Here is a 21521-nt window from a genome sequence, read left to right on the forward strand (position 1 = left end):
TGCATGGGACGGGTCACCGAGCGGCGGCGGGTCGTACGGATCCGGGGCGGGGCGGTGAACACCCGGCCGGACACGCTGGTGGCCGAGGAGCCGCTGGAGATCCGCCTGAACGGCCGTCCGATCGCGATCACCATGCGGACGCCGGGCGACGACTTCGCGCTCGCGGTGGGCTTCCTGGTCAGCGAGGGCGTGCTGGCCGCGGCCTCGGACGTGCGGAACGTCGCGTACTGCGCCGGGGCGAGGGACGACGGCGGCAACACGTACAACGTGGTGGACGTGCGGGCGGCTCCCGAGGTCGTGATCCCGGAGATCACCCTGGAGCGGAACGTCTACACGACCTCCTCGTGCGGGCTGTGCGGCAAGGCCAGCCTGGACGCGGTACGGACCACGGCCCGTTTCCCGATCGCGGACGCTCCCCCGCTGCGGCTGACGCCGGAGCTGCTGTCGGCGCTGCCCGGACGGCTGCGGGAGGCACAGCGGGTCTTCGACACGACCGGCGGGCTGCACGCGGCGGCGCTGTTCTCGGAGGAGGGCGAGCTGCTCGACGTACGGGAGGACGTGGGCCGGCACAACGCGGTGGACAAGCTGGTGGGACGGGCGCTGCGGGAGGGGCGGCTGCCGCTGGAGCGCGCGGTGCTGCTGGTGTCGGGGCGGGCCTCGTTCGAACTGGCGCAGAAGGCGGTCATGGCGGGGATCCCGGTGCTGGCCGCGGTGTCGGCGCCCTCGTCGCTGGCCGTGGACCTGGCGGCGGAGGCGGGGATGACCCTGGTGGGCTTCCTGCGCGGGCCGGACATGAACGTGTACGCGGGAGAGCACCGGATCGCCCTGTGAGACCGGGCGCCGGGGGGTGCCGCACCGTGCCGGGGGCGGGGCCCCGCCGGGCGCGGCCACCGGCGCGGGGACGGTGAGGCGGGGAGCGGGGTGGCGCGGCCGCCCGGCGGGTGGTGCCCGGGAGGCCGGCCGCCGCCGGGACCGTCAGTTCTTCGGCGGGTCCACCATCTGGAGGGTGAGCGCGGCCGGGGGCGGGGCGATGCCGGGGCCGCCGGCCTCGGTCCAGGCGAGGATGGCGTCGAGGGAGTCCTCGTCCAGGGTGAAGCCGATCCACGCGGCCCGGCCGCCGCGCCGCCGGCCCTCGGTGGAGGGCTGCACCACCACGATGTTGCCCTGGGCGCAGGGGCCGAGGCAGTCGCTGGTGCGGACGGCGAGCCGGCCGCCGGAGGCCGCGGCCGCCTCGCGGAGCCGGGCCAGCTGTCCGGCGTGGTCGGTGCCGGGGTTCTTGCGGGCGTCGCCGCAGCAACAGCCGCGGCAGACGACAAGGGAGCAGGGGCGGGCCCCGTACCGTATCGGGACGCGGCTCACGGGGTGCCGTCCAGGGTGATCGCGGAGACGGCGGCGACGGTGCCGAGGCGGGGGAAGTCGAGGTCGACGGAGGCCCGGTGCTCGTCGGCGGTGAGGGCGGACATGGCGTCCTCGGCGAAGACGAGGTCGTAGCCGTGGTCGCAGGCGGCGCGGGCGGTGGACTCGACGCCGAGGTTGGTGGCGACGCCGCCGAGGACGAGGGTGGTGGCGCCGAGCCCGGAGAGCAGCTCGTGGAGGCCGGTGTCCTGGAAGCCGCCGATGGTGCGCTTGACGACGACGGGCTCGCCCTCGCGGACGAGCTCGGCCACCAGTCCGCTGCCGGGCGGCTGGCGGTCGACGTTCGGCCGCTCGGCCCGGAGGTGGACCACGGGCGCGCCGGCGGTCCGGAAGGCGTCGGCGAGCCGGCCTGCGGCCGAGACCACCTCCGTACCGGGGCGGGGGGCGAGGGGCAGCGCGACGAGGCGCTCCATCAGGTCGACGAGGACGAGCGCGGTGCGGCCGGGATCGAGTGCGGGCATGGGAGCACCGTAGCGGCCCGGATGATCACCCGGGGGCGGGCGGGGGTGTGATCCGGCCGACGGGAGCGTCCGGGCCTGGGGTGGTCGCTCCCGGTCACGGGCCCCGGGATCACAGGTCCTCGCGTCACGGGTCCTCGCGGTCGGGGTATTCCGGGTCGCGGGAGCGGCGCCGGGCCACGACGGCGCAGACGATCAGCTGCATCTGGTGGTAGAGCATCAGGGGGAGGACGGCGAGCGAGGCCTGCGCGCCGAAGAGGACGGTGGCCATGGGGAGCCCGGCCGCCAGGCTCTTCTTGGATCCGGCGAACTGCACGGCGATCCGGTCGGCCCGCCCGAAGCCGAGCCGCTTCGCGCCGTACCAGGTGAGGGTGAGCATGACCGCCAGCAGCACGGCCTCGGCGGCGAGGAGCAGCCCGACCCGCGCCGGGGTCACGAGCCGCCAGACGCCGGCCACCATTCCTTGGCTGAAAGCGGTGTGGACGACGAGGAGGATCGAACCCCGGTCGACGAGCCCGAGCACCTTCTTGTGCCGCAGGACGAAGCCGCCGATCCAGCGGCGCAGGAGCTGCCCGGCCACGAACGGCGCCAGCAGCTGGAGCACGATCGTGAGCAGGGAGCCGGCCGAGAGACCGCCGGTGCTGCCGCCGAGGAGCGCCGCCGCGAGCAGCGGGGTGAGGACGATGCCGGCGAGGGACGAGAAGGAGCCGGCGCAGATCGCCGCCGGCACGTTTCCCCGGGCGATCGAGGTGAAGGCGATGGAGGACTGGATGGTGGAGGGCACCAGACAGAGGAAGAGGAAACCGGTGTACAGCGGCGGGGTGAGCACCACCGGGACGAGGCCCCGGGCGGCGAGCCCGAGGAGCGGGAAGAGGAGGAAGGTGCAGCCGAGGACGGTGAGGTGGAGCCGCCAGTGGCGGAGGCCGTCGAGCGCCTCCCGGGTGGAGAGACGGGCCCCGTAGAGGAAGAAGAGGAAGGCGACGGCCGCGGAGGAAGCCCCTCCGGCGACGGTGGCGGCGGTGCCGGAGACCGGCAGGAGCGCGGCGAGGGCGACGGTGGCGAGCAGGGCGAGGACGTACCCGTCGACCGGCAGCCAGGAGGGCAGCAGCCCGCGGGTACGGGACGGGGCCGGGGATCCGGCCGCCTCCGGGACGGGGCCCGCCGTACGCGCGGATCCGGCCGTGCCGGGGGCGCCCCCGGTCCCGGGGGCGGTCGGTGCGGTGCTCGGGGTGTCGCGGGTCGTCACGTCCCCCATCCTCCGGTACCGGCGGCCGGACGCGGCTGCCGGGCCGTCCCGCCGGGGCCCGGAGCCGGCTCCGGAGCCGGGCTGCGGCACGGGCGCGGGCGGCCGGCGCGTGCGCGGCCGGTACGGATTTCCGTGGAGATTCCCGGCCGGTGGACGTACCGGGCGGTCGGCAGCCTCCCCGGGCGATCCGAGACGTGTCCCCCTCACCGGTCCTGACCTGGACGAACGGGGAAGGTTCCGGCTTGGTGAAGCCCCTCCCGCGGGGCAGGCCCGTGGGGTACCGTCACCCGCGCCGTACGGAGAGCGACAACGGCCCCTTTCAGCCACCGAGCCGTCGAGGGAGGAGCAGGTCAGTGCGTGAGTTCACCGTGCCGCCCGTCGAGGCGGCCGTACCGGCCGGCGGCCTGGCGGACATCGTTTTCAGCCGCGCCGAGGAGGCTCCCGACCACGTCGTGCTCGCCCGCAAGGGCCCGGACGGGCACTGGCGGGACGTGACGGCGGCGCGGTTCCGCGACGAGGTCCTGGGGCTCGCGAAGGGTCTCATCGCGCAGGGCGTGCGGTTCGGGGACCGGGTGGCGATCATGTCCCGTACCCGCTACGAGTGGACGCTGTTCGACTTCGCGCTGTGGACGCTGGGCGCCCAGCCCGTCCCCGTCTATCCGACCTCCTCCGCCGAGCAGGTCTTCTGGATGCTGCACGACGCCGAGGTCACCGCCTGCGTGGTGGAGCACGAGGACCACGCCATGACGATCGGTTCCGTGGTGGACCGGCTGCCCCGGCTCCAGCGGCTGTGGCAGCTGGACGCGGGCGAGGGCGCGGTCGCGGAGCTGACCGCGGCGGGCGCCGGGATCGACGAGGCCGTGGTGCAGCGTCACCGGCGCGCGGTCACCCCCGAATCGGTGGCCACCGTCATCTACACCTCGGGCACCACGGGGCCGCCCAAGGGCTGCGTCCTCACCCACGCCAACTTCATGGTCGAGTCCGACATGCTCGTCGGCCGCTGGGAGCCGGTCTTCCGCTCCCGGCCGGGCGACCAGGCGTCCACCCTGCTCTTCCTCCCGCTGGCGCACGTCTTCGGCCGGATGGTGGAGGTGGCGGCGGTGCGCGGCGGGGTGAAGCTCGGCCACCAGCCGGTGATGGCCGCCGCCGAGCTGTTGCCGGACCTGGCCGCGTTCCGGCCGAGCTTCGTCCTCGCCGTCCCGTACGTCTTCGAGAAGATCCTCGACGCGGCCCGCCGCAGGGCCGAGCGGGAGGGGAAGGGAGCTCCCTTCGAGAAGGCCGTGGAGGTGGCCGTCCGCCACGCCGAGGCGCTGGAGCACAAGGCCTTCGGCCTCGGTCCCGGGCCGTCGGCCGCGCTGCGCGTGCAGCACCAGTTCTTCGACAGGACGGTGTACGCCAGGGTCCGCGAGGCGCTGGGCGGACGGATCCGGCACGCGATGTCGGGCGGTTCGGCGATGGACCGCCGGACGGGACTGTTCTTCTCCGGCGCGGGGGTCACGGTCTTCGAGGGGTACGGCCTGACGGAGACGACGGCGGCGGCCACCGCGAACCCGCCGGGCCGGGTCAAGTACGGCACGGTCGGGCAGCCGATCCCCGGCACGACGGTGCACATCGCCGAGGACGGGGAGATCTGGGTGCACGGCGGACAGGTCTTCTCCGGTTACCTCAACGCCCCCGGGGAGACGGCCGCCGTGCTGAACGACGGCTGGCTCGCCACCGGTGACCTGGGCGCGCTCGACGAGGACGGCTATCTGACGATCACGGGGCGCAAGAAGGAGATCCTGGTGACCTCGGGCGGCAAGAGCGTCGCCCCCACCGCCCTCGAGGAGCGGGTGCGGTCCCACCCGCTGATCGCCCAGTGCATCGCCGTCGGCAACGACCGCCCGTACATCGCCGCCCTGGTCACGCTCGACCAGGAGGCGGTGGAGCACTGGCTCGCCATGCAGGGCCGGCCGCCGCTGCCGCCGGCCGAGCTGGTGCGCGACCCGGCGCTGGAGACGGAGATCCGCCGTGGGGTGGTGGCCGCGAACACGCTGGTCTCGCAGGCCGAGTCCATCCGGACCTTCCGGATCCTGGCACACCCCTTCAGCGAGGAGCACGGCCTGCTCACGCCCTCCCTCAAGCTGAAGCGCCGGGCGATCGAAACGGCGTACGCGGCGGAGGTCGAGGCGCTCTACCGCTGAGACGGCAGGGCGGGCCCGCCCCGCGCGTCCCCGGTCCGGCGGTGCGGAATGCGGAGGCGGGGATGATCGTTCACGCTGTGGGGGTACGCGTACGCGTACCCCTTCGTACGACCGCGACAACGTAAGGATCCCTCTCACGTGAGCACGGACAGCAAGGTCCCCTCGGTCACCCTGAACAACGGCGTGACGATGCCGCAGCTCGGCTTCGGTGTCTGGCAGGTGCCGGACGACGAGGCGGCGACGGCCGTGTCCACCGCCCTGGAGGCCGGTTACCGGTCGATCGACACGGCCGCGATCTACGAGAACGAGCGGGGCACGGGCCGTGCCCTCGCCTCCTCCGGGATCCCCCGCGAGGAACTCTTCGTCACCACCAAGCTGTGGAACAGCGAGCAGGGCCACGACTCGGCGCTGCGCGCCTTCGACGCCTCCCTGGAGAAGCTGGGGCTGGACTACGTCGACCTGTACCTCATCCACTGGCCGGTGCCGTCGAAGGACGCGTACGTCGACACGTACCGCGCCTTCGAGAAGATCCAGGCCGACGGGCGCGCCAAGGCGATCGGCGTGTCGAACTTCCTCCCGGAGCACCTGGAGCGGCTGATCGCGGAGACCTCGGTCGTGCCCGCCGTGAACCAGATCGAGCTCCACCCTCAGCTGGCCCAGGCCGCCGCGCGGGAGGCGCACGCCCGGCACGGCATCGCGACCGAGGCCTGGTCACCGCTCGGCCAGGGCCGGGGGCTCCTGGAGGTGCCGGCGATCGTGGCCGTCGCCCGGAAGCACGACCGGACCCCGGCCCAGGTGGTGCTGCGCTGGCACCTCCAGCTCGGGAACGTGGTGATCCCGAAGTCGGTGACGCCCTCGCGCATCCGCGAGAACATCGACGTCTTCGACTTCGAGCTGGACGCCGAGGACCTTGCCGCGATCGCGGCGCTGGACGAGGGCCGGCGCCTGGGCCCGGACCCGGCCGTCTTCGACGCCGGCGCCTGAGGCACGGCACAGCGGGACGACCCCGGGGGCGCGCACGGCGCCCCCGGGGTCGGGCGCGTCGGACCGGTCGCGGGAACGGCTCGCCGTACGGTCGCGCCGGTCGTGGCGGCCGGCTCCGGTCGCGCCGGTTCGCGGCCGATTCGTACCTGAGGAGGGGTGGAGAAAGCAGTGGGTACGGTGAACGGCTCCCCGGGGCCGGTCGAGGAGGGGCTCTACCGGGTGCGCAACGTGGCCAGCGGGCTGCTCCTGGAGGTGTACAAGGGGTCGTCGCGCGGCGGCGCCAAGGTGCAGCAGGGCGCCGAGAAGGGCACGCCCGGCCAGCACTGGCACGTCACCCAGGTCCCGAACGGCGGGGGCCTCTACCACCTGGTGAACGCGGCGAGCGGGAAGCGGCTCGACGTCGCCAACGCCTCGACGGAGAACGGCGCCCGCATCCAGCAGTGGCGGGCGAACAACTTCGGCGCCCAGGAGTGGATCATCGAACAGGACCTCCAGTCGCCGGGCACGGTCACGCTGGTGAGCTTCATCAGCGGGCTGCTGCTGGAGGTGGCCGAGGAGTCGGAGGAGGAGGGGGCCGACATCCGGCAGTGGGAGGACACCGACTCCCCCTTCCAGTGGTGGCGGCTGGAGCCGGTGTCCTGACGCGGCGGGGCCGTCCCGTTCGCCGGCTAGCCCTTGCGGGCGGTGTGAACGGTGCGGGCGGTGAGGTGGAAGACGTCCGGGCGGTGGTGGAGGGACCGGTCGTCGGAGGGGTCGAGGAGGCGGTCGAGGGTCGCGCGGTCCTCGGCGTCGAGCCAGGGGCCGAGGGCTTCGCGCAGGCGGGTGAAGGTGGTGACGGCCAGGTCGCGGACGACGGGGGACACAGGGGCCGGGACGTCGGTGAGGAACGTGCGGGTGCCGGCGGGCGTCAGGCCGGCGGCGGTGAGGAGCGCCCGCCAGTCCTCCGTCTCGTCCTTGGCTCCGGGCAGCTCGGCGCGCATCCGGGCGAACCGGTCGGCGCTCAGGGCGTCGAGGCGTGCCTCCAGGCCGGGGCGGCCGAAGCCCAGGTCGCGCGGGAGATGGCGGGGCGGGAGGCCGCCTTCCACCAGGGCGACCAGGCCGCCGGGGCGCAGCAGCCCGGCGAACGCGGTGAGCGCCGCCCGCTGGTCGCCGAGGTGGTGCAGGGAGTTGCCGGCCCAGACCAGGTCGGCCTCACCGAGGCGGGTGAGGTCCTCGGGGAGCTCGGCCCGCAGGGTGCTGACGCGGGCGCCGAGCCCCCGGGCGTCGGCCCGGACACGGGCCCTCTCCAGGAGTTCGGGGCTCGCGTCGACGGCGACGGTCTCGGCGGCGGGGAAGGCCTCGGCGAGCAGGGCGGTGACGACGCCGGGGCCGCTGCCGACGTCGAGGACCCGGCGCACGCCGTGGACGGTGCCGAGCGTGCCCAGCCAGGCGGCCGCGTCGGCGTAGGCCGGGCTCGCGATCTCGGCCTCGGCCTCCAGGAGCGGCGCGAGGGCGTTCCAGTCCGGCTGAGCGCCGTCGTGGCCGTGCCCGTGCGCGTGGTCCGGGGCGGGGGTGCCGGTGGAGGTCTGCGGAGCGTGGGATGCGGAGTGCTGAGTCATGGCTCCAGGGTGCTGGGGGCGGCCCGGGAGCGCGAGAATTCTTGCCGTTACGGCAAACGGACGCCGTGGTTTCGGGGCGCTTGGGGCGTGGAGGCGGCGGCGGGGCATGGCCGTCGGCCCCGCCCGGGAAGCGGGGCCGGGCGGCGGGGTCGCGCCGTGCGGGTGGTCAGCCGCGCCGGACGAAGGCGGCCAGCGGGTAGCGGGGTTCCGGGCGGGGACGGTCCTGGTCCGGGAGGGCGGCGAGGGCGGCCGTGAGCCGCTCGGTGGCCGTGGCGTCGCCGCGGTACCAGGAGGCGTAGTAGCCGCGCCGCAGCCGGTCCGCCGTGCCACGGGGTGTGGCGCCCTGGCCGTGGCCGGTGAAACGGGTGCCGGGGGCGGGGTCGAGGCCGTGGGCGGCGGCGTGGCGGGTGAGGCGTGCGGAGTCGTCGGAGGCGGATCCGCGCGCCCGGTGGGGGCGGAGGAGCGCGTCGATGTCGCTGCCGACGTCGTGGGCGGCGTCCTTGTCGGCGGTCGCCACCAGGACGCCACCGGGGCGGAGCACCCGGGCGGCCTCGGCGACGATCTCCTCGGCGTACGGGACGAGGTGCAGGAGCCAGACGGCGCAGACGGCGTCCAGACGGGCGTCGGGCAGCGGCAGCCGCCGGGCGTCGGCGCGGACGGCCCGTCCCGGCAGGCGCGCCCCGGCCGCCCGCAGCATGGCGTGGGCGGCGTCCGCCCCGTACACGCGCAGTCCGGGGCGGGTGAGGCGCTCGGTGACGAGGCCGGTGCCGCAGGCGAGGTCGAGCAGGGTGCGGGTGCCGGGCGGGAGGAGCCGGAGCACGGCCTTGGCGGCGGCCTCCGCGCGCGGCACCCCGCCGCGCGTCTCGTCGTAGTGTGCCGCCTCGGCCTCGTAGTCCAGCACCGTGTCCCCCATGGGCCGGATCCTAACGGGGGGTCAGGTGGCGCCGTGGCCCGGGGCGATGCCCTCGACGCGCTCGGCGAGGGTGAAGTCCTTCTCGGTGAGGACGCCGCCGGCGGAGTGGGTGTGGACGGAGACGGCGACGGTGTCGTAGCCGAGGGTGAGGTCGGAGTGGTGGTCCAGTTCCTGCTGGATCTGGGCCACGTGGACGACGAGCGCGGTCGCGGCGAAGTGGTCGGCGAGCCGGTAGGTGCGCAGGAGGCGGTCGTCCTCGACGGACCAGCCGGGGAGCTCCCGCAGGCGGTCCTCGATCTCCTTCTGCGACAGCGGCTGTGTGGGCACGGCGGTGCTCCCTCCGGTCGGGTGGCGCGGGCGGCGGACAGCGGTCCCGGGAGGAAGGTACCCGGGACCACCTCTGGGATACCGTCTGCCCATGACAACCGTCGTGAGCGACACGGGAGTGGGGCCGCTGCTGCGCGGATGGCGCGAGCGGCGGCGGTTGAGCCAGCTGGAGCTGGCGCTGCGCGCGGATTCCTCGGCCCGGCACATCTCCTTCGTGGAGACGGGCCGTTCCCGGCCGAGCGAGGAGATGATCCTCAAGCTCGCGGAGCATCTGGAGGTACCGGTACGGGAGCGCAACGCACTGCTCCTGGCGGCGGGTTACGCCCCCCGGTACACGGAGTCGCCGCTCGACGCGCCGCGGCTCGAGACGCTGCGGGAGGGCATCGAACGGCTCCTGGAGGGTTACGACCCGTATCCGGCGCTGGTGGTGGACGGCTCGTACACCGTGGTGGCGGCCAACCGGGGCATCGGTCTGCTCCTCGACGGGCTGCCGGAGCACCTCGTGGCGCAGCCGGCGAACGCCATGCGGATCACCCTCCACCCGGAGGGCCTCGCCCCCCGCATCCGGAACCTGCGGGAGTGGCGCGGTCATCTCCTGGCGCAGATGGAGCGGCAGATCGCGCTGGCCCGTTCGGAGCCGCTGCGCGCGCTGTACGAGGAGGTCGCCGCCTATCCGCTGCCGGAGGGCGCCGGTGACGCGGACGACCGGCCGGATCCGGAGCCGTACCCGTACTTCGCGCTGCCGCTGCGGATCGAGCACGACGGGCGGGTGCTGTCCTTCGTGTCGTCCATCTCGACCTTCAACACGCCGATGGACGTGACGGTCGCCGAGCTGGCCATCGAGACGTTCCTCCCGGCCGACCCGGCGACGGTCGCGTATCTGCGGTCCCTCAGCGGCTGACGGCCCGCAGGGCGGTCCACTGGAGGGCGGCGAAGCCGGCGACGGTGGCCGCCTGGACCGGTGTCCACAGGGCGCCGGCGGTGGTCGGCTCCAGCCAGGCGACGAGGGCGACGAGGCTGAGGACGGCCCAGAGGACGTTGGCGTCGACGACCAGTTTGACGGCGAGCGCCGGGGGTTGCGGGCGGGTCGCGAGCGCGCCGACGGCGGCGGCGAACAGGGTGAGGAACAGGCCGAGTTCGAGCAGCAGCGTCGCGTCCACGCCGAGCAGTGCGCCCAGCGGCCCCGAGGCGGCCACGTAGGCCAGGCCGTTGGCTCCGGTGACCACGGCGTCGAGGGCGAGGAAGCGGCGCACCATCGAGTGCGGCCGGGTGGTGCGGGCGAGACCGGCGAGCAGGGCCTGGGACATGGCGGATCACCCTCCAGAGGAGTGGTTCGCGGGGGCGGTGAGCCGGAGCCCGGGCGGAGTGCGCCGCCCGGGTTCCGGTGTCCTCGAGCATGCCGCGCGGCGGGCGGAGGGTCGATTACGTCAGGGGTCATGGGGACCTCGCGCCCGCGCCGCCGTCCGGTCAGGCGCCGGTGGCGGCTCCGCCTTCGGCCGCGCCCGGTCGGGTGCCCGCCCGCCGGAGGCGTGTCGGCTCGGTGTTCCCCTGCTGGATGCCCGGCGGCCGTTCGGTCGCGGGCCGGGGCGCGGGGGCCGGTTCCGGCAGTCGGTGGTCGTGGTCGGTGCGGCGGCCGCGTGCGGCCTCGGCGCGCAGCAGGGCCTGGAGGACGGCGTACGGATCTGTGGGCATGACGGTGCTCCTCGCGTCGCGGGGGTGAAGGGTGCCGGGAGGTGGGGACCTCTCAGCAGCGCATCACCACGTGCCGGGGCGCAACGCCACGGGGAGCGGGTACGGGACGGGGCCCGCCGGCGGCGGGCCGGTGGCCGCGGGCGGCCCGGGTGCGCCGGTGGGCCGGGCCGGGTGGACGGACCCGCCGGTGGGGGCGGCGGGCGCGGCCGGGCGGTCCGGTGTCGGGGGCCGACGGGTCGTGCGTCTCGCCCCCGTGCTCCGGGGCGGGAGCGGCGGCCGGGCGGGGTTCGGCGCCGGTGGACGGGCCGGGGGCGCCCGTTCCGCAGAGGGTGGCGAGGACGAGGAGGAGGACGATCCAGAGCCGCCCGGACCGGCCGTGGCGCACCCGCCGGCCCGCCGGGGGGGCGGGCGGCGCGGACGCGGTGGTCGGCTCGGGCGCGGGGCTCACGGTGATCCGTACTGCCCCGCGTGGTGTCGAAGCCGGCGGTCCGGCCGCGAGATCCGCCCGGCCGGACTACGGCAGGGGAGCCGGATTCACCGTCCCGGCGGCGGTGGCCGCGCGCCGCTTGCGGGCGGACATGACGGCGTGGACGAGGACGCCGGCGAAGAGGAACAGCACGCCCTGGTAGACGGCGGCGTAGCCGGAGCCCGCGACGAGCCAGAGGGAGAAGCCGAAGGCGGCGAGGGCGAGGACGGCGTCCCGCGCCAGGCGGGCGCGGTGCACCCGGTCGGCCTGCCCGGAGATCAGGAAGTACAGCTGGGCGGCGGTGGAGAGGAGGTAGGGGACGGTGGCGGTGAAGGTGGTGACGAGCACGAGCGTCTCGAAGACGCCCTCGGTGCCGACCGTGTAGTTGTAGACGGTCAGGAGGGAGGCGAGGACCACGGTGACGAGGACGCCGGCGGTCGGGACGCCCCGGCGCTTGACGGTGAAGACCTGGGGGAAGAGCCCGTCGCGGGCGGCGGCGTACGGGGTCTGGGCACTGAGCAGCGTCCAGCCGTTGAGCGCGCCGACCATCGAGACGAGGGCCATGCAGGCGACGGCCGCCCCGCCCCAGGTGCCGCCGAACATGAGGTTGACCGAGTCGGTGAAGGGGGCGCTGGACTCGACGAGCCGCTCGTGCGGGACCGTGCCGAAGACGGAGACCGTCGTGAGCAGGTAGAGGGCGGCGGCGCCGAGGGTGCCGAGGACCGTGGCGCGGCCCACGTTGCGGCGCGGGTCGCGGACCTCGCCGGCGCTGACGGCGGCGGACTCGACGCCGAGGTAGCTGAAGAGGAGGATCGCGGCGGCGGCGGTGACGGCCCCGGCGGCGCTGCCGTCGGCGTCGCCCCGGAAGGGGCCGAGGTTGGCGCTGTCGAAGAAGAAGAACCCTCCGACGGCGACCAGCAGCAGCGGCACGAACTTCAGGACGGTGGCGACGAGCTGGACGGCGCCGACGTAGCGGGTGCCGGCGAGGTTGGCGACGGCGGGCAGCCACTGGATGAGGAGCGCGGCGCCGATGGTGGCGGGCTTCGCGTCGTGCAGGGGCACGAGGACGTCGAGGTAGCCGACGGCGGCGACGGCGAGCGCGGCGTTGGAGACCCAGGCGGTGATCCAGTAGGACCAGGCGGCGAGGAATCCGGCGAAGTCGCCGAAGGCCTCGCGGGCGTAGACGTACGGGCCGCCCGTCCGCGGGTGGCGGTGGGCGAGGCGGCCGAAGACGAGGGCCAGGGCGAGCGCGCCGAGGGTGAGGATGCCGAAGGCGACGAGGCTGATGGTGCCGTGCGGGGCGACGGAGGCCGGCAGCAGGAAGATGCCGCCGCCGATGATGTTGCCCATGACCAGGGCGGTCGCGACGGGGAGCCCGAACCGCCGGGTGTGCCGGTCGGCCGCGGGCGGCTGTTCCGTCGTGCGCCGGGGGGTGGTGGTGGCCGTGCTCATGGGGTGGTGCGCCTTCCGTCGTGCAATCCGGACCATCGTCCGATACGGCGAACAGGCGTCCAAATCACTGGTTTTTGTCCGGCGTGACCACCCCGTCAACCGGAAGAAGTTGCTCCACTTCGGCTCCGGACGATGAATCCTCCACGGGCGCCAGCGGCACCTGCGGCCCCGCGCACTCCCGCAGCCAGCGCCGCAGCACCCGGTGCACCCGCTCCGCGCCCACCAGCTCCTCCCCCTCCGCGACCGGCGGGGACAGCTCGGGCGGCGACAGCAGGAAGGCACGGGACTGCGCGCCGCCGAGGCCGCCGTGGGAGCCGATCTGCTCCTCGAAGGCGTGCACGGCCCCGGTCGCCGGGTCGTACATCGAGTTGACCATGATGTCCGCGACGTGCGGGAAGCCGTCCGTCCGCCGCACCGCCGCGGCCGCGCCCGGCCCGAAGACCGCCAGCGGCCCCTCGTCGGTGAGCTCGGCGACCGGGATCTCGACCCCGTCCCCGGCGAGCACCACCGAACCGTGCTCGGCGCTCGCCACGAGCAGGAAGCCGATGCCCGGGTGGTGCGCGAGGGTGCGCAGCAGCGCCGGATGGCGCCGCTCGATCTCCTCCCGGGTCATCCGGTGCGGCACGTCCGGGAAGGAGACCAGGCCCAGGTTGCCGGAGGCCAGCACCACCGGCTCGGACGGCCGCGCGGGCAGCTCCCGCTCCCGCTCCTTCTCCTCCCCCTCGTCCACCGGCCGGTGCAGGGCGCCGCGCAGCGCCTCCTCGGCCGCGTCCCTCGCCTCGGAGCCGCTGCGGGTGCGCCGGACGCGGCGCGGCACCGGCAGCCCGCACCCGGCCCGTACGAGATCCTTCAGGGTCAGCCCGTACGCCGACTCAAAGGTCTCCCCCGGGCTCTGGCCGTGGTCGGAGAGGAGCACGATCCGGTAGGGGCGGGGCGCGTGCTCGGCGACGGTGGCGATCAGCCCGATCGCCCGGTCGAGACGGCGCAGCACCTGGTCGGTGTCCCGGCCCTGCGGACCGGAGTGGTGCGCCACCTCGTCGTACGCCACGAGATCGGCGTACACGGCGGTGCGCCCGGCCAGCATGTCGCCCATCACGGCCGCGACCACGACGTCCCGCTCGACCACCGTGGCGAAGGCACGCAGGAAGGGGTAGGCGCCGCCGCGCGACACCCTCGGCGTCTCGCGCCGCAGCCGCGCCCGGGCCGACTGGTACATCTCGCGGACGCACTCGGCGGCGAACGAGCCGGCCGTGCGGACGGCGTTGGCCGGATCGGAGAAGTAGGCGAAGTAGCCGGCCCGCGAGCGGTTGCGCGGGCCGCGCCGGGCGGCCGTGGACAGGACCAGGGCGACCTGGTCGGCCCCGCCGCTGAAGAGGTTGCCCCGGGAGGCGCCGTCCAGGGTGAGCAGTCCCCCGTCACCGGTGCGGCGCACGGCCCGGCGCTGGAGCTCCACGGCGCTCGCCGGGCGGTTGGACACCATGAGCCGGCCGGTGTCCTTCTCGTACCAGCGGAAGGCGGGCACGTCGTGGTTGGAGCCGTGCAGGATGCCGAGCTGGCTGGCGCCGGTCTGGCTGGACCAGTCGGTGCGCCAGGGGGTGAGCCGGTGGCCCGCGGCGAGCCAGCCGGCGACGGTCGGCATGAGGCCGTCGGCGACGGCGTCCCGCAGCACGTCGTAGCCCACGCCGTCGAGCTGGAGGAAGACGGTGCCGGCGTCGGGCACCGGGGTGGAGCGCGGGTCCCGGGGGCGGGTGCGGCCGGTGAGGCGGTAGAGCCGCCGCCGGTACGCCTCGTCGTCGCGGACGGCGAGGCCGGTGGCGGTGGCCGAGGCGACCGCGGACATGACGGCGGCGACCACCACCGCCGTCTCCGGGTCGGCGGCGCCGCGCCCGTCGGGGATGAGCCAGAGCGCGACGAGCAGCAGCGAGCCGTTGAGGAAGAAGCCGAGGAGGCCGAGGACCAGGGCGGGCACCAGCAGCAGCGCCCGGACGGCCAGCGGCCAGACGAGCGCCCCGAGCAGGCCGAAGGCGCCGGCGCCCCAGGCCGCCGTGAGCGCGGTCCGGGTGAGGCTGTCGCCGTCGGTGGACTGGAGCTGGAAGTCCGGCAGCAGCCCGGCCAGGAACAGCATGGTGAGGGTCGACACCGCCCACACCACGACGACCCGCACCAGCGCGCGGCCCGCGGTCCGCCAGCGGCCGGCGCCACCCCCTCGCCCGTCACCCACGCCCGGTTCGCCTTTCGCCGGTTCCCTTTCGTCCTGTTCCTGCCCCCCAGCCTGGCACACCACCCGGGGCGGGGGCGGGGAACGGGACGTCAGCAGCCGTCGTACCCGGCCGTGGGCATGGACAGCCGCCGGTGCACCCCGGCCTTGGCCGCCGCGTCGTACACGGGTTCGTCAAGTCCGACAGTCTCAACGCGGACGCCCCGGCGGGCGCACTCGGCGCGGAAGCCCGCCACGGAGGTCAGCGCGCGGGCCAGGACCCGTTCGCTCGCGGCGACGAAGAGATCGACCGCGCCGGACTCCACGTCCGACCAGAGCTCCGCGTGGTCGGGGCGGATGCCGTAGCAGAGCACCTGGCTGGCGAGCACGTATCCCCGGTCGTCGGCCCAGCGGGCGCACATCGCGTGCTGGCTCCGCGTGTCCACCAGGAAGGGGTCGCTGTCCAGCTCCTCGAGCGGGGTGAGGCTGGCGATCGCCGCCACCCGAACGTCGTCCATGACCCGACCCTACTGCGGCGGACGACCCCCGGGACATCCTCCGGACACCGTGCGGCGCGAGCCGGGGCGGGACCGCGGGCGGGGTGGGGGCGGCGCGGCGGCATCCGGTCCCTCTACCCTCGTGACACCAGGCCCGTGGCGCCGCTCGCGGCGGCGGGTCCGCGACGAGGGAAGGGCGGCGTGCCGGTGGAGGTCACCTGGTGGGGCCACGCGACCTGCACGGTCGAGGACTCCGGGGTCCGCTTCCTCACCGATCCGCTGTTCGCGCGGCGCCTCGCGCACCTGCGGCGGCGGCGCGGGGCGCTGCCGCCGCCCGAGGCCGCTGCCGCCGAGGCCGTCCTCGTCTCGCACCTGCACGCGGACCATCTGCACCTGCCGTCGCTCGCCCGGCTCGCGCCCGGGACCCGGCTCGTCGTGCCGCGCGGCGCGCCCGCCGCCGTACCCGGTCTGCGCCGGCTCGCCCGGTCGGGCGGGCTGCGCCTGACGGAGGTCGCGGCCGGGGACGAGGTGGTGGTGGAGGGCGTGACGGTACGGGCGGTGCCGGCGCTCCACGACGGGCGGCGGCTGCCGTTCGGGCCGCACCGCTCCCCCGCGCTCGGGTACGTGGTGGAGGGCGAGGCCCGCACGTACTTCGCGGGGGACACCGGCCTGTTCGACGGCATGGCGGAGGCGGTGGGCCCGGTGGACGTGGCGCTGCTGCCCGTGGGCGGCTGGGGCCCGTACCTCGGCCACGGCCATCTGGACGCGGGGCGGGCGGCCGAGGCACTCGCCGCGCTGTCCCCGGCCGCGGCGGTGCCCGTGCACTACGGCACGTACTGGCCGATCGGGCTCGACGGGCTGCGGCCGCACGAGTTCCACGCGCCCGGCGGGGAGTTCGTCCGGCTGGCGGCGCGCCGGGCGCCGAAGGTGACGGTGCATCTGCCGGACCACGGCGAGCGGGTGCGGCCGGAGGTCGCCCGGTGATCGACGGGCTGGTGACGGCGGTGGGCGAGCTGCCGCCGGAGTCGACGCAGCAGGCGGTCGGCTACCCCACCCTCTTCCTGCTGGTGGCGCTCGGCGCGCTGGTGCCGGTGGTGCCGACGGGTGCGCTGGTCAGCTCGGCGGCGGTGGTGGCCTTCCACCAGACGTCTCCCTTCTCGCCGCTGTTCGTCTTCCTGGTGGCCTCCCTCGCCGCCTGTCTCGGGGACGCGGCGCTGTACTGGCTCGGGCAGCGCGGGGTCCGTTCCCGCAACGGCTCCCGGTGGCTGGCCTCGCTGCGCGGGCGGGTCACCCCGGAGCGGCTGGCGCGGGCCCAGGAGCGGCTCGACACCCACCAGGTGCCGGTGCTCGTGCTGTCCCGGCTGGTGCCGGCCGGGCGGATCCCGGTGATGCTGGCGTGCCTGCTGGGCGGGATGCCGCTGCGCCGGTTCGTCCGGGGCGACGCGGCGGCCTGTCTGGCGTGGGCGGCGACGTACCAGCTGATCGGGGTCCTGGGCGGGTCCCTCTTCCCCGAGCCGTGGCAGGGCGTGGTGGCGGTGGTCGCCCTGACCCTGCTGATCAGCGGGGCCCCCGCGGTGTGGCGCCGGGTGCGGGGGGCGCGGGGCGACGCCTGAGGGCGGGGTGACGGTCACGGAACGAGGACGCGGGAGCCGCCGACCGGCAGGTCCCAGAGGTCCTCGCGGGGCAGTCCGGCGCGTTCCCAGGCGGCCCTGACGCGGGTGAGCGGTTCGAGGACGGGTTCGGAGGAGAGCACGAAGGTGGCCCAGTGCATGGGGGCCATCCGGCGGGCGCCGAGGTCCTGGTGGGCGCGGACGGCCTCCTCGGGGTCGGTGTGCACGTCGCTGAGCCACCAGCGCGGGTCGTAGGCGCCGATCGGGAGGAGAGCCAGGTCGATCCCGGGGTGGCGGCGGCCGATCTCGGCGAACCAGTGGCCGTATCCGGTGTCGCCCGCGAAGTACACGCGGTGGCCGGCCCGGTCGGTCAGGACCCAGCCGCCCCACAGGGAGCGGCAGGTGTCGAGGAGCGTCCGCTTGGACCAGTGATGGGCGGGGACGAAGTCGAAGCGTACGCCGCCGAGTTCGGCCGCCTCCCACCAGTCGAGCTCGGTGACGCGGACGAAGCCCCGGCGGGTGAACCAGCGGCCGAGGCCGGCCGGGACGAAGACGGGGGTGTCGCGGGGCAGCCGTTTCAGGGTGGGCGCGTCGAGGTGGTCGAAGTGGTTGTGGCTGATGACGACGGCGTCGACGGGCGGCAGGTCCTCCCAGCGGACGCCGACGGGGGTGATCCGGGCGGGGGTGCCGAGGATCCGGCGGGACCAGACGGGGTCGGTGAGGACGGTCAGGCCGCCGACGCGGACGACCCAGCTGGCGTGACCCGCCCAGGTGACGGCGACGGTGCCGGGCCCGGCCCCGGGCAGCGGGCCCGGCGCGAAGGGGAGCAGCGGGATGTCGCGGAGCCCTTCGGGGCGCGGCCGGACGGCGCCCTCGCGGGCGAGGCGCGCGAAGGCGCGGACGCCGGGCAGGGGGGCGGTGAGCCGGTCGGCGAAGGTGCGGGGCCAGTCCTGGCGGAGCCGCCCCACCGGCTGGAGCGCGCCCTCTCCTGCGGGGGCGGCGACCCCCGGGCCGGCGGGGTCGGGCGCGGGGGTGGGGCCGTACGGGGCCTCGGTGTCCCGGGCGGGGCGTGCCGTCCGTTCGGTCATCGGCGGGGCTCCGTTCTGCGCGGCTGCGGGGTGGGAGGGGCGGGCGGGGGGCCGGGGCGGCGGGTCAGCGGAGTTCCTCCAGGGCGGTGCGGAAATCCGCGAGGGCGCGGGCCACGTGGGGTACGGCGACGGGGTCCGGCGACGCGAAGGTCTCGTCCCGCTCGTTTCCCGTGGCGCCCAGGAACATGCCGGTGTCGCACCGCACGCGCAGGGCGCCGAGGTCGTCGCCGAAGCGGTGGCCGCCGGGGACGGCGGTGCCGAGGCGGGCGGTGAGGTGGTCCTCCAGTTCCGGGGAGTCGGTGACGCCCCGGGCGGCGAGGCCGGTCCGCAGGGGCCCGAGGTCGGCGTAGAGGTGGCGGCCGGCCTGCGGGGGCCGGGAGAGGGCGCCGGCGGCGAGGACGGCGCGGTGCGCGGCCGCGGCGAGCAGGCCGTGGACGGTGGCGGCCCGCCGGACGCGGTCGGTGACCTCCGCGGGTTCGTCGAGGGCGTGCGCGGCGGCGGGGGCGACGGGGCCGGGGACGACGGCGCCGAGGGCGGTGAGGACGTCGAGGACGCGGGCCCTGCGGTCGGCCCAGCGGTCGGCGCGGGAGGGGTCGGTGGGCGGGAAGCGGGCCACCGCGCAGGGCCAGGCGGCCGGGGTGAGGGCGCCGCCGAGGTCGGTGAGGACGGTGACGTCGTCGGGGCACATCTCGGCGGGGCTGAGGAGCACCGTCCCGTGAGGCTGGTGGACGGTGTCGCGCCAGGTCTCGTCGCTGACGACGTGCAGCCCCTCGGCGACGGCCGCCTCACACGCCTCGCGGACCAGTTCGGGCGGGGCGACGGTGGCGGTGGGGTCGTCGGCGACCGAGAGGAGCAGGAGGCGCGGGTCGCCGCCCTCGGCGCGGACCCGGCGGACCGTCTCCAGGAGGGCGTACGGGTCGGGGACGCCACCGCATTCGGCGGAGATGGGCACGTGGTAGGCGGGCCGCCCGAGGAGCCGGGCCTGCGGGGTCCACCAGGCGGGGCAGGGCCGGGGCAGCAGCAGGTCGCCACCGTGGGCGGCGAGCAGGGCCAGGAGGAGGACCGGGGCGCCGGGGGCGGCGACGACGTCCTCGGCGTGGGTCCGCAGGCCGCGCCGCCACCAGTATCCGGCCGCGGCCTCGCGCAGGACGGGCCCGCCGCCGGGCGGTTCGGGGGCGGACCGGCCGGCGGCCGCGGCCACGAGGGAGGCCAGAGCGGGGAGGACGGGCAGGCCGGTGCCGGGCGCGGGGGGCCCGTACCGCACCGGCCCGCGGTCCTCCGGAGCCGTCCGCCCCATGTCCCGTACCTCCTGAGCGCGCACGGGGGCGCCGGACAGGCACCCCCGTGCCCTTTATACGGAGGTTCGAACGGGTTCGCCGCTCCAGGAGGGGCCGGGGAGGGACGCGCGCGGGCATCCCGGGCCCGAAATCCCCTTCTCAAGCCGCCTTCTAGAAGGGTTCTCTAGAAAGGGCGGGCGGCACGGACACGGAAGCCGGGCCGCCTCCGTACGCGTACCTCCCCGCCCTTTCCGCCTCTCCCCCGGAGCCTCCGATGTCCTTACGCAAGCCGGGTCTCGCCCTCGTCCTCGCCCTCGCGGGCGCCCTGCTCGCCGCCGCGCCCACGGCGGCCCACGCCCAGCCCCGCGCCGGGGTGGCCGGCGACCACGCGGCCACCCTCGCCGCGCTCAAGGAGCTGAACACGGCCGGCGGCCCGGGTGCGGGCGTCCTCGCGGGCGGACCCGCCGGTTCCTGGCACCTCTCCTCGGGCACGGCGACCCTGAACACCGCCGACTCCCTCGCGCCGGACGAGCACTTCCGGGTCGGCAGCCAGTCGAAGACCTTCCTCGCCGTCGCCGTGCTGAAGCTCGCCGAGCGGGCGCCCTCGCGCTCGACGACCCGATCGAGCGGCACCTGCCCGGCGTGGTCACGGGCAACGGCCACGACGGCACCCGGATCACCGTGCGGCACCTGCTCCAGCACACCAGCGGCATCCCCCGCGACGGCGTCCTCACGCCGCAGGCGGGCCCCGACGGCACGTACACGCTCGCCGCGCTGGTGAAGGAGGCGCTGCGGGAGCCGTCGGTGGCCGCGCCGGGCACCACCTGGGCCTACTCGAACGGCAACTACGAGATCCTGGGCATGCTGGTGGAGAAGCTCACCGGGGCGCCCCTGCACCGGGCCGTCACCGACCTGGTGATCACGCCGCTCGGCCTGGGCGACACCGTCTTCCCGGCCCCCGGCGACCGGGTCGTGCCGGCGCCGCTGATCCACGGGCACGCGGGCGTGCGGGTGGGCGGCTTCTTCTGGTGGACGGACGTCACGCGGTCCCACGAGCCGTCGCTGTTCCACGGTTCGGGCGCGATCATCTCCACCACGCGCGACCTCGGCGCGTTCTACCGGGCCCTCTTCGACGGCCGCGCGCTTTCGGCCGCGAGCCTCGCGGAGATGACCCGGACCGTCGCGCTGACGCCGGGCGGCACCCCGGCGGACCCCGGCTACGGCCTGGGGCTCCTGAGGCTGCCCCTGCCCTGCGGGGGCGCCGCCTGGGGTCACGACGGCGGCGTACCGGGCTACTACTCGGAGACCCTGGTGACCGAGGACGGGCGGTACGCCTCCGGCATCACGAACGCGCAGCTCAACGGCGCCCCGGCGACGGCCATGTACAAGACCCTCACCACGGCCCTCTGCGAGGACCGGGCGTAGGGACCGCCGGCTCCGCCCGTCCCGCCGCCGTCGTTTCCCCGCGGGGGCGGGACGGGCCGGGCCACAATGCCGCATGACGATACGTGAGGCGTCCCCCGAGGACGCGGCGGCCGTCGCCGCCGTGCACGTCGGCTCGTGGCGCGCCGCCTACGCGGAGCTGCTGCCCCCGGAGTTCCTGGCCTCCCTGAGCGTGCCGGAGCGGGCCGCGCGGTGGGAGGCGCGGCTGGCGGCGCCGGACGGGCCGACCGTCCTGGTCGCCACGGGTCCGGGCGGGCGGCTCGTGGGGTTCTCCTGCCTGCGGCCGTGGCCGGACGGGGACTTCGACCCGGCGACGACGGCCGAGCTCGCCGCCCTGTACACCCTGCCGGAGATGTGGGGGACGGGCCTCGGGCGGCGGCTGGCGGAGGCCTCCGTGGAAAGGCTCCTCCACGACGGCTTCCGTACGGCCCTGCTGTGGGTGCTCGCCGGGAACGAGCGGGCCCGGCGGTTCTACGAGGCCGCCGGCTGGCGGGCCGACGGGACCGTGGTCCAGGAGGAGACGGGAGGCGTGATCCTCGACGAACTCCGCTACGCGCGGGCCCTGTCGGGGTGAACCCTCACTCTCGGTCGTCCCGCATGGCAAGACGGGGGTCTCACCATACGGCTGTCCTGCGTACGGTGAGGGCACCACCGCGCCCGAGGGAGTCGCTTCC

The 21521-nt window shown here is 75.7% G+C and carries 23 protein-coding genes; 9 read left to right on the forward strand and 14 right to left on the reverse strand.

Annotated elements, in window-relative coordinates:
• The first annotated feature begins 3 nt into the window (after positions 1-3).
• Entirely contained in the window at positions 4-831 is an 828-nt protein-coding gene (gene fdhD / locus ABTY40_RS10680; RefSeq protein WP_352059171.1) for a formate dehydrogenase accessory sulfurtransferase FdhD, read from the forward strand.
• 144 nt (positions 832-975) lie between these two features.
• On the opposite strand, the gene ABTY40_RS10685 is transcribed toward fdhD, so the two are convergent.
• The 3 genes from ABTY40_RS10685 to ABTY40_RS10695 form a co-directional block, all read right to left on the reverse strand.
• Positions 976-1359 (reverse strand): (2Fe-2S) ferredoxin domain-containing protein, encoded by a 384-nt coding sequence (locus tag ABTY40_RS10685; RefSeq protein WP_352059172.1) that lies wholly within the window; start codon positions 1357-1359, stop codon positions 976-978.
• Positions 1356-1877, reverse strand: a complete 522-nt coding sequence (locus ABTY40_RS10690) for an isochorismatase family protein (RefSeq protein ID WP_352059173.1) — start codon at positions 1875-1877, stop codon at positions 1356-1358. The genes ABTY40_RS10685 and ABTY40_RS10690 overlap by 4 nt, the downstream gene beginning before the upstream one ends.
• A gap of 124 nt (positions 1878-2001) precedes the next feature.
• Positions 2002-2982, reverse strand: a complete 981-nt coding sequence (locus ABTY40_RS10695) for a bile acid:sodium symporter family protein (protein ID WP_352059320.1) — start codon at positions 2980-2982, stop codon at positions 2002-2004.
• Between the two features lie 491 nt (positions 2983-3473).
• Here ABTY40_RS10695 and ABTY40_RS10700 point away from each other — a divergent pair, with 491 nt between their 5' ends.
• The 3 genes from ABTY40_RS10700 to ABTY40_RS10710 all read left to right on the forward strand — a co-directional run bounded on the left by ABTY40_RS10700 (position 3474) and on the right by ABTY40_RS10710 (position 6929).
• On the forward strand, positions 3474-5303 hold the full coding sequence (locus ABTY40_RS10700) for an AMP-dependent synthetase/ligase (RefSeq protein ID WP_352059174.1): 1830 nt from the start codon (positions 3474-3476) through the stop codon (positions 5301-5303).
• A 189-nt stretch (positions 5304-5492) separates the two neighbouring features.
• Complete coding sequence (locus tag ABTY40_RS10705) at positions 5493-6287, forward strand: aldo/keto reductase (RefSeq protein ID WP_352059321.1); 795 nt, start codon at positions 5493-5495, stop codon at positions 6285-6287.
• 177 nt (positions 6288-6464) lie between these two features.
• Positions 6465-6929 carry an RICIN domain-containing protein gene (locus ABTY40_RS10710; RefSeq protein ID WP_352059322.1) on the forward strand — a complete coding sequence of 155 codons (465 nt, stop codon included), beginning with the start codon at positions 6465-6467 and terminating at the stop codon, positions 6927-6929.
• Positions 6930-6955: 26 nt separating this feature from the next.
• Here ABTY40_RS10710 and ABTY40_RS10715 read toward each other — a convergent pair whose 3' ends face one another.
• The 3 genes from ABTY40_RS10715 to ABTY40_RS10725 all read right to left on the reverse strand — a co-directional run bounded on the left by ABTY40_RS10715 (position 6956) and on the right by ABTY40_RS10725 (position 9125).
• A complete protein-coding gene (locus tag ABTY40_RS10715) occupies positions 6956-7885 on the reverse strand; it encodes a class I SAM-dependent methyltransferase (protein ID WP_352059175.1) in 930 nt (309 codons plus the stop codon).
• Between the two features lie 166 nt (positions 7886-8051).
• Positions 8052-8798 (reverse strand): class I SAM-dependent methyltransferase, encoded by a 747-nt coding sequence (locus ABTY40_RS10720; RefSeq protein WP_352059176.1) that lies wholly within the window; start codon positions 8796-8798, stop codon positions 8052-8054.
• Between the two features lie 21 nt (positions 8799-8819).
• A complete protein-coding gene (locus ABTY40_RS10725) occupies positions 8820-9125 on the reverse strand; it encodes a 4a-hydroxytetrahydrobiopterin dehydratase (RefSeq protein WP_345283979.1) in 306 nt (101 codons plus the stop codon).
• Positions 9126-9216: 91 nt separating this feature from the next.
• Here ABTY40_RS10725 and ABTY40_RS10730 point away from each other — a divergent pair, with 91 nt between their 5' ends.
• Positions 9217-10026, forward strand: coding sequence for a helix-turn-helix domain-containing protein (locus ABTY40_RS10730; RefSeq protein ID WP_352059177.1), 810 nt, complete (start codon positions 9217-9219; stop codon positions 10024-10026).
• On the opposite strand, the gene ABTY40_RS10735 is transcribed toward ABTY40_RS10730, so the two are convergent.
• The 6 genes from ABTY40_RS10735 to ABTY40_RS10760 all read right to left on the reverse strand — a co-directional run bounded on the left by ABTY40_RS10735 (position 10016) and on the right by ABTY40_RS10760 (position 15450).
• A complete protein-coding gene (locus ABTY40_RS10735) occupies positions 10016-10432 on the reverse strand; it encodes a hypothetical protein (RefSeq protein WP_352059178.1) in 417 nt (138 codons plus the stop codon). The two genes, ABTY40_RS10730 and ABTY40_RS10735, sit on opposite strands and share 11 nt — an antisense overlap.
• Before the next feature lie 160 nt (positions 10433-10592).
• Positions 10593-10817 carry a hypothetical protein gene (locus tag ABTY40_RS10740; RefSeq protein ID WP_352059179.1) on the reverse strand — a complete coding sequence of 75 codons (225 nt, stop codon included), beginning with the start codon at positions 10815-10817 and terminating at the stop codon, positions 10593-10595.
• 52 nt (positions 10818-10869) lie between these two features.
• Positions 10870-11265 carry a hypothetical protein gene (locus ABTY40_RS10745; RefSeq protein ID WP_352059180.1) on the reverse strand — a complete coding sequence of 132 codons (396 nt, stop codon included), beginning with the start codon at positions 11263-11265 and terminating at the stop codon, positions 10870-10872.
• 66 nt (positions 11266-11331) lie between these two features.
• Positions 11332-12735, reverse strand: coding sequence for an amino acid permease (locus ABTY40_RS10750; protein WP_352059181.1), 1404 nt, complete (start codon positions 12733-12735; stop codon positions 11332-11334).
• Positions 12736-12799: 64 nt separating this feature from the next.
• The gene (locus ABTY40_RS10755; RefSeq protein WP_352059182.1) at positions 12800-14956 is read right to left on the reverse strand and encodes an alkaline phosphatase family protein; all 2157 of its coding nucleotides are present in this window, start codon (positions 14954-14956) and stop codon (positions 12800-12802) included.
• Positions 14957-15045: 89 nt separating this feature from the next.
• Positions 15046-15450 (reverse strand): recombinase family protein, encoded by a 405-nt coding sequence (locus ABTY40_RS10760; protein ID WP_345283990.1) that lies wholly within the window; start codon positions 15448-15450, stop codon positions 15046-15048.
• Positions 15451-15630: 180 nt separating this feature from the next.
• Between ABTY40_RS10760 and ABTY40_RS10765 the strand changes: the two genes are divergently transcribed.
• Together ABTY40_RS10765 and ABTY40_RS10770 are read left to right on the forward strand one after the other, a co-directional pair.
• Positions 15631-16413: an MBL fold metallo-hydrolase gene (locus tag ABTY40_RS10765; protein WP_352059183.1), complete on the forward strand. Its 783-nt coding sequence runs from the start codon at positions 15631-15633 to the stop codon at positions 16411-16413.
• Positions 16410-17042, forward strand: coding sequence for a DedA family protein (locus tag ABTY40_RS10770; RefSeq protein ID WP_352059184.1), 633 nt, complete (start codon positions 16410-16412; stop codon positions 17040-17042). The genes ABTY40_RS10765 and ABTY40_RS10770 overlap by 4 nt, the downstream gene beginning before the upstream one ends.
• Before the next feature lie 14 nt (positions 17043-17056).
• Here the strand turns inward: ABTY40_RS10770 and ABTY40_RS10775 are convergent, their stop codons facing one another.
• Both ABTY40_RS10775 and ABTY40_RS10780 read right to left on the reverse strand, forming a co-directional pair.
• Positions 17057-18127: an MBL fold metallo-hydrolase gene (locus tag ABTY40_RS10775; protein WP_352059185.1), complete on the reverse strand. Its 1071-nt coding sequence runs from the start codon at positions 18125-18127 to the stop codon at positions 17057-17059.
• Between the two features lie 64 nt (positions 18128-18191).
• Positions 18192-19424 (reverse strand): aminotransferase class I/II-fold pyridoxal phosphate-dependent enzyme, encoded by a 1233-nt coding sequence (locus ABTY40_RS10780; protein ID WP_352059186.1) that lies wholly within the window; start codon positions 19422-19424, stop codon positions 18192-18194.
• 622 nt (positions 19425-20046) lie between these two features.
• Here ABTY40_RS10780 and ABTY40_RS10785 point away from each other — a divergent pair.
• Positions 20047-20829, forward strand: a complete 783-nt coding sequence (locus ABTY40_RS10785; RefSeq protein WP_352059187.1) for a serine hydrolase domain-containing protein — start codon at positions 20047-20049, stop codon at positions 20827-20829.
• Positions 20830-20902: 73 nt separating this feature from the next.
• Entirely contained in the window at positions 20903-21421 is a 519-nt protein-coding gene (locus tag ABTY40_RS10790) for a GNAT family N-acetyltransferase (protein WP_352059188.1), read from the forward strand.
• Positions 21422-21521 lie beyond the last annotated feature (100 nt).

This window comes from Streptomyces sp. NPDC126503 (genome assembly GCF_040302405.1).
Taxonomy (GTDB): domain Bacteria; phylum Actinomycetota; class Actinomycetes; order Streptomycetales; family Streptomycetaceae; genus Streptomyces; species Streptomyces gulbargensis.

Bases quoted from the DNA above. Each gene is read 5' to 3' on its own strand.
- fdhD (WP_352059171.1), top strand. From the start codon at position 4: ATGGGACGGGTCACCGAGCGGCGGCGGGTCGTACGGATCCGGGGCGGG.
- ABTY40_RS10690 (WP_352059173.1), bottom strand. From the start codon at position 1,877: ATGCCCGCACTCGATCCCGGCCGCACCGCGCTCGTCCTCGTCGACCTG.
- ABTY40_RS10705 (WP_352059321.1), top strand. From the start codon at position 5,493: ATGCCGCAGCTCGGCTTCGGTGTCTGGCAGGTGCCGGACGACGAGGCG.
- ABTY40_RS10715 (WP_352059175.1), bottom strand. From the start codon at position 7,885: ATGACTCAGCACTCCGCATCCCACGCTCCGCAGACCTCCACCGGCACC.
- ABTY40_RS10720 (WP_352059176.1), bottom strand. From the start codon at position 8,798: ATGGGGGACACGGTGCTGGACTACGAGGCCGAGGCGGCACACTACGAC.
- ABTY40_RS10730 (WP_352059177.1), top strand. From the start codon at position 9,217: ATGACAACCGTCGTGAGCGACACGGGAGTGGGGCCGCTGCTGCGCGGA.
- ABTY40_RS10735 (WP_352059178.1), bottom strand. From the start codon at position 10,432: ATGTCCCAGGCCCTGCTCGCCGGTCTCGCCCGCACCACCCGGCCGCAC.
- ABTY40_RS10740 (WP_352059179.1), bottom strand. From the start codon at position 10,817: ATGCCCACAGATCCGTACGCCGTCCTCCAGGCCCTGCTGCGCGCCGAG.
- ABTY40_RS10750 (WP_352059181.1), bottom strand. From the start codon at position 12,735: ATGAGCACGGCCACCACCACCCCCCGGCGCACGACGGAACAGCCGCCC.
- ABTY40_RS10760 (WP_345283990.1), bottom strand. From the start codon at position 15,450: ATGGACGACGTTCGGGTGGCGGCGATCGCCAGCCTCACCCCGCTCGAG.
- ABTY40_RS10775 (WP_352059185.1), bottom strand. From the start codon at position 18,127: ATGACCGAACGGACGGCACGCCCCGCCCGGGACACCGAGGCCCCGTAC.
- ABTY40_RS10780 (WP_352059186.1), bottom strand. From the start codon at position 19,424: ATGGGGCGGACGGCTCCGGAGGACCGCGGGCCGGTGCGGTACGGGCCC.
- ABTY40_RS10790 (WP_352059188.1), top strand. From the start codon at position 20,903: ATGACGATACGTGAGGCGTCCCCCGAGGACGCGGCGGCCGTCGCCGCC.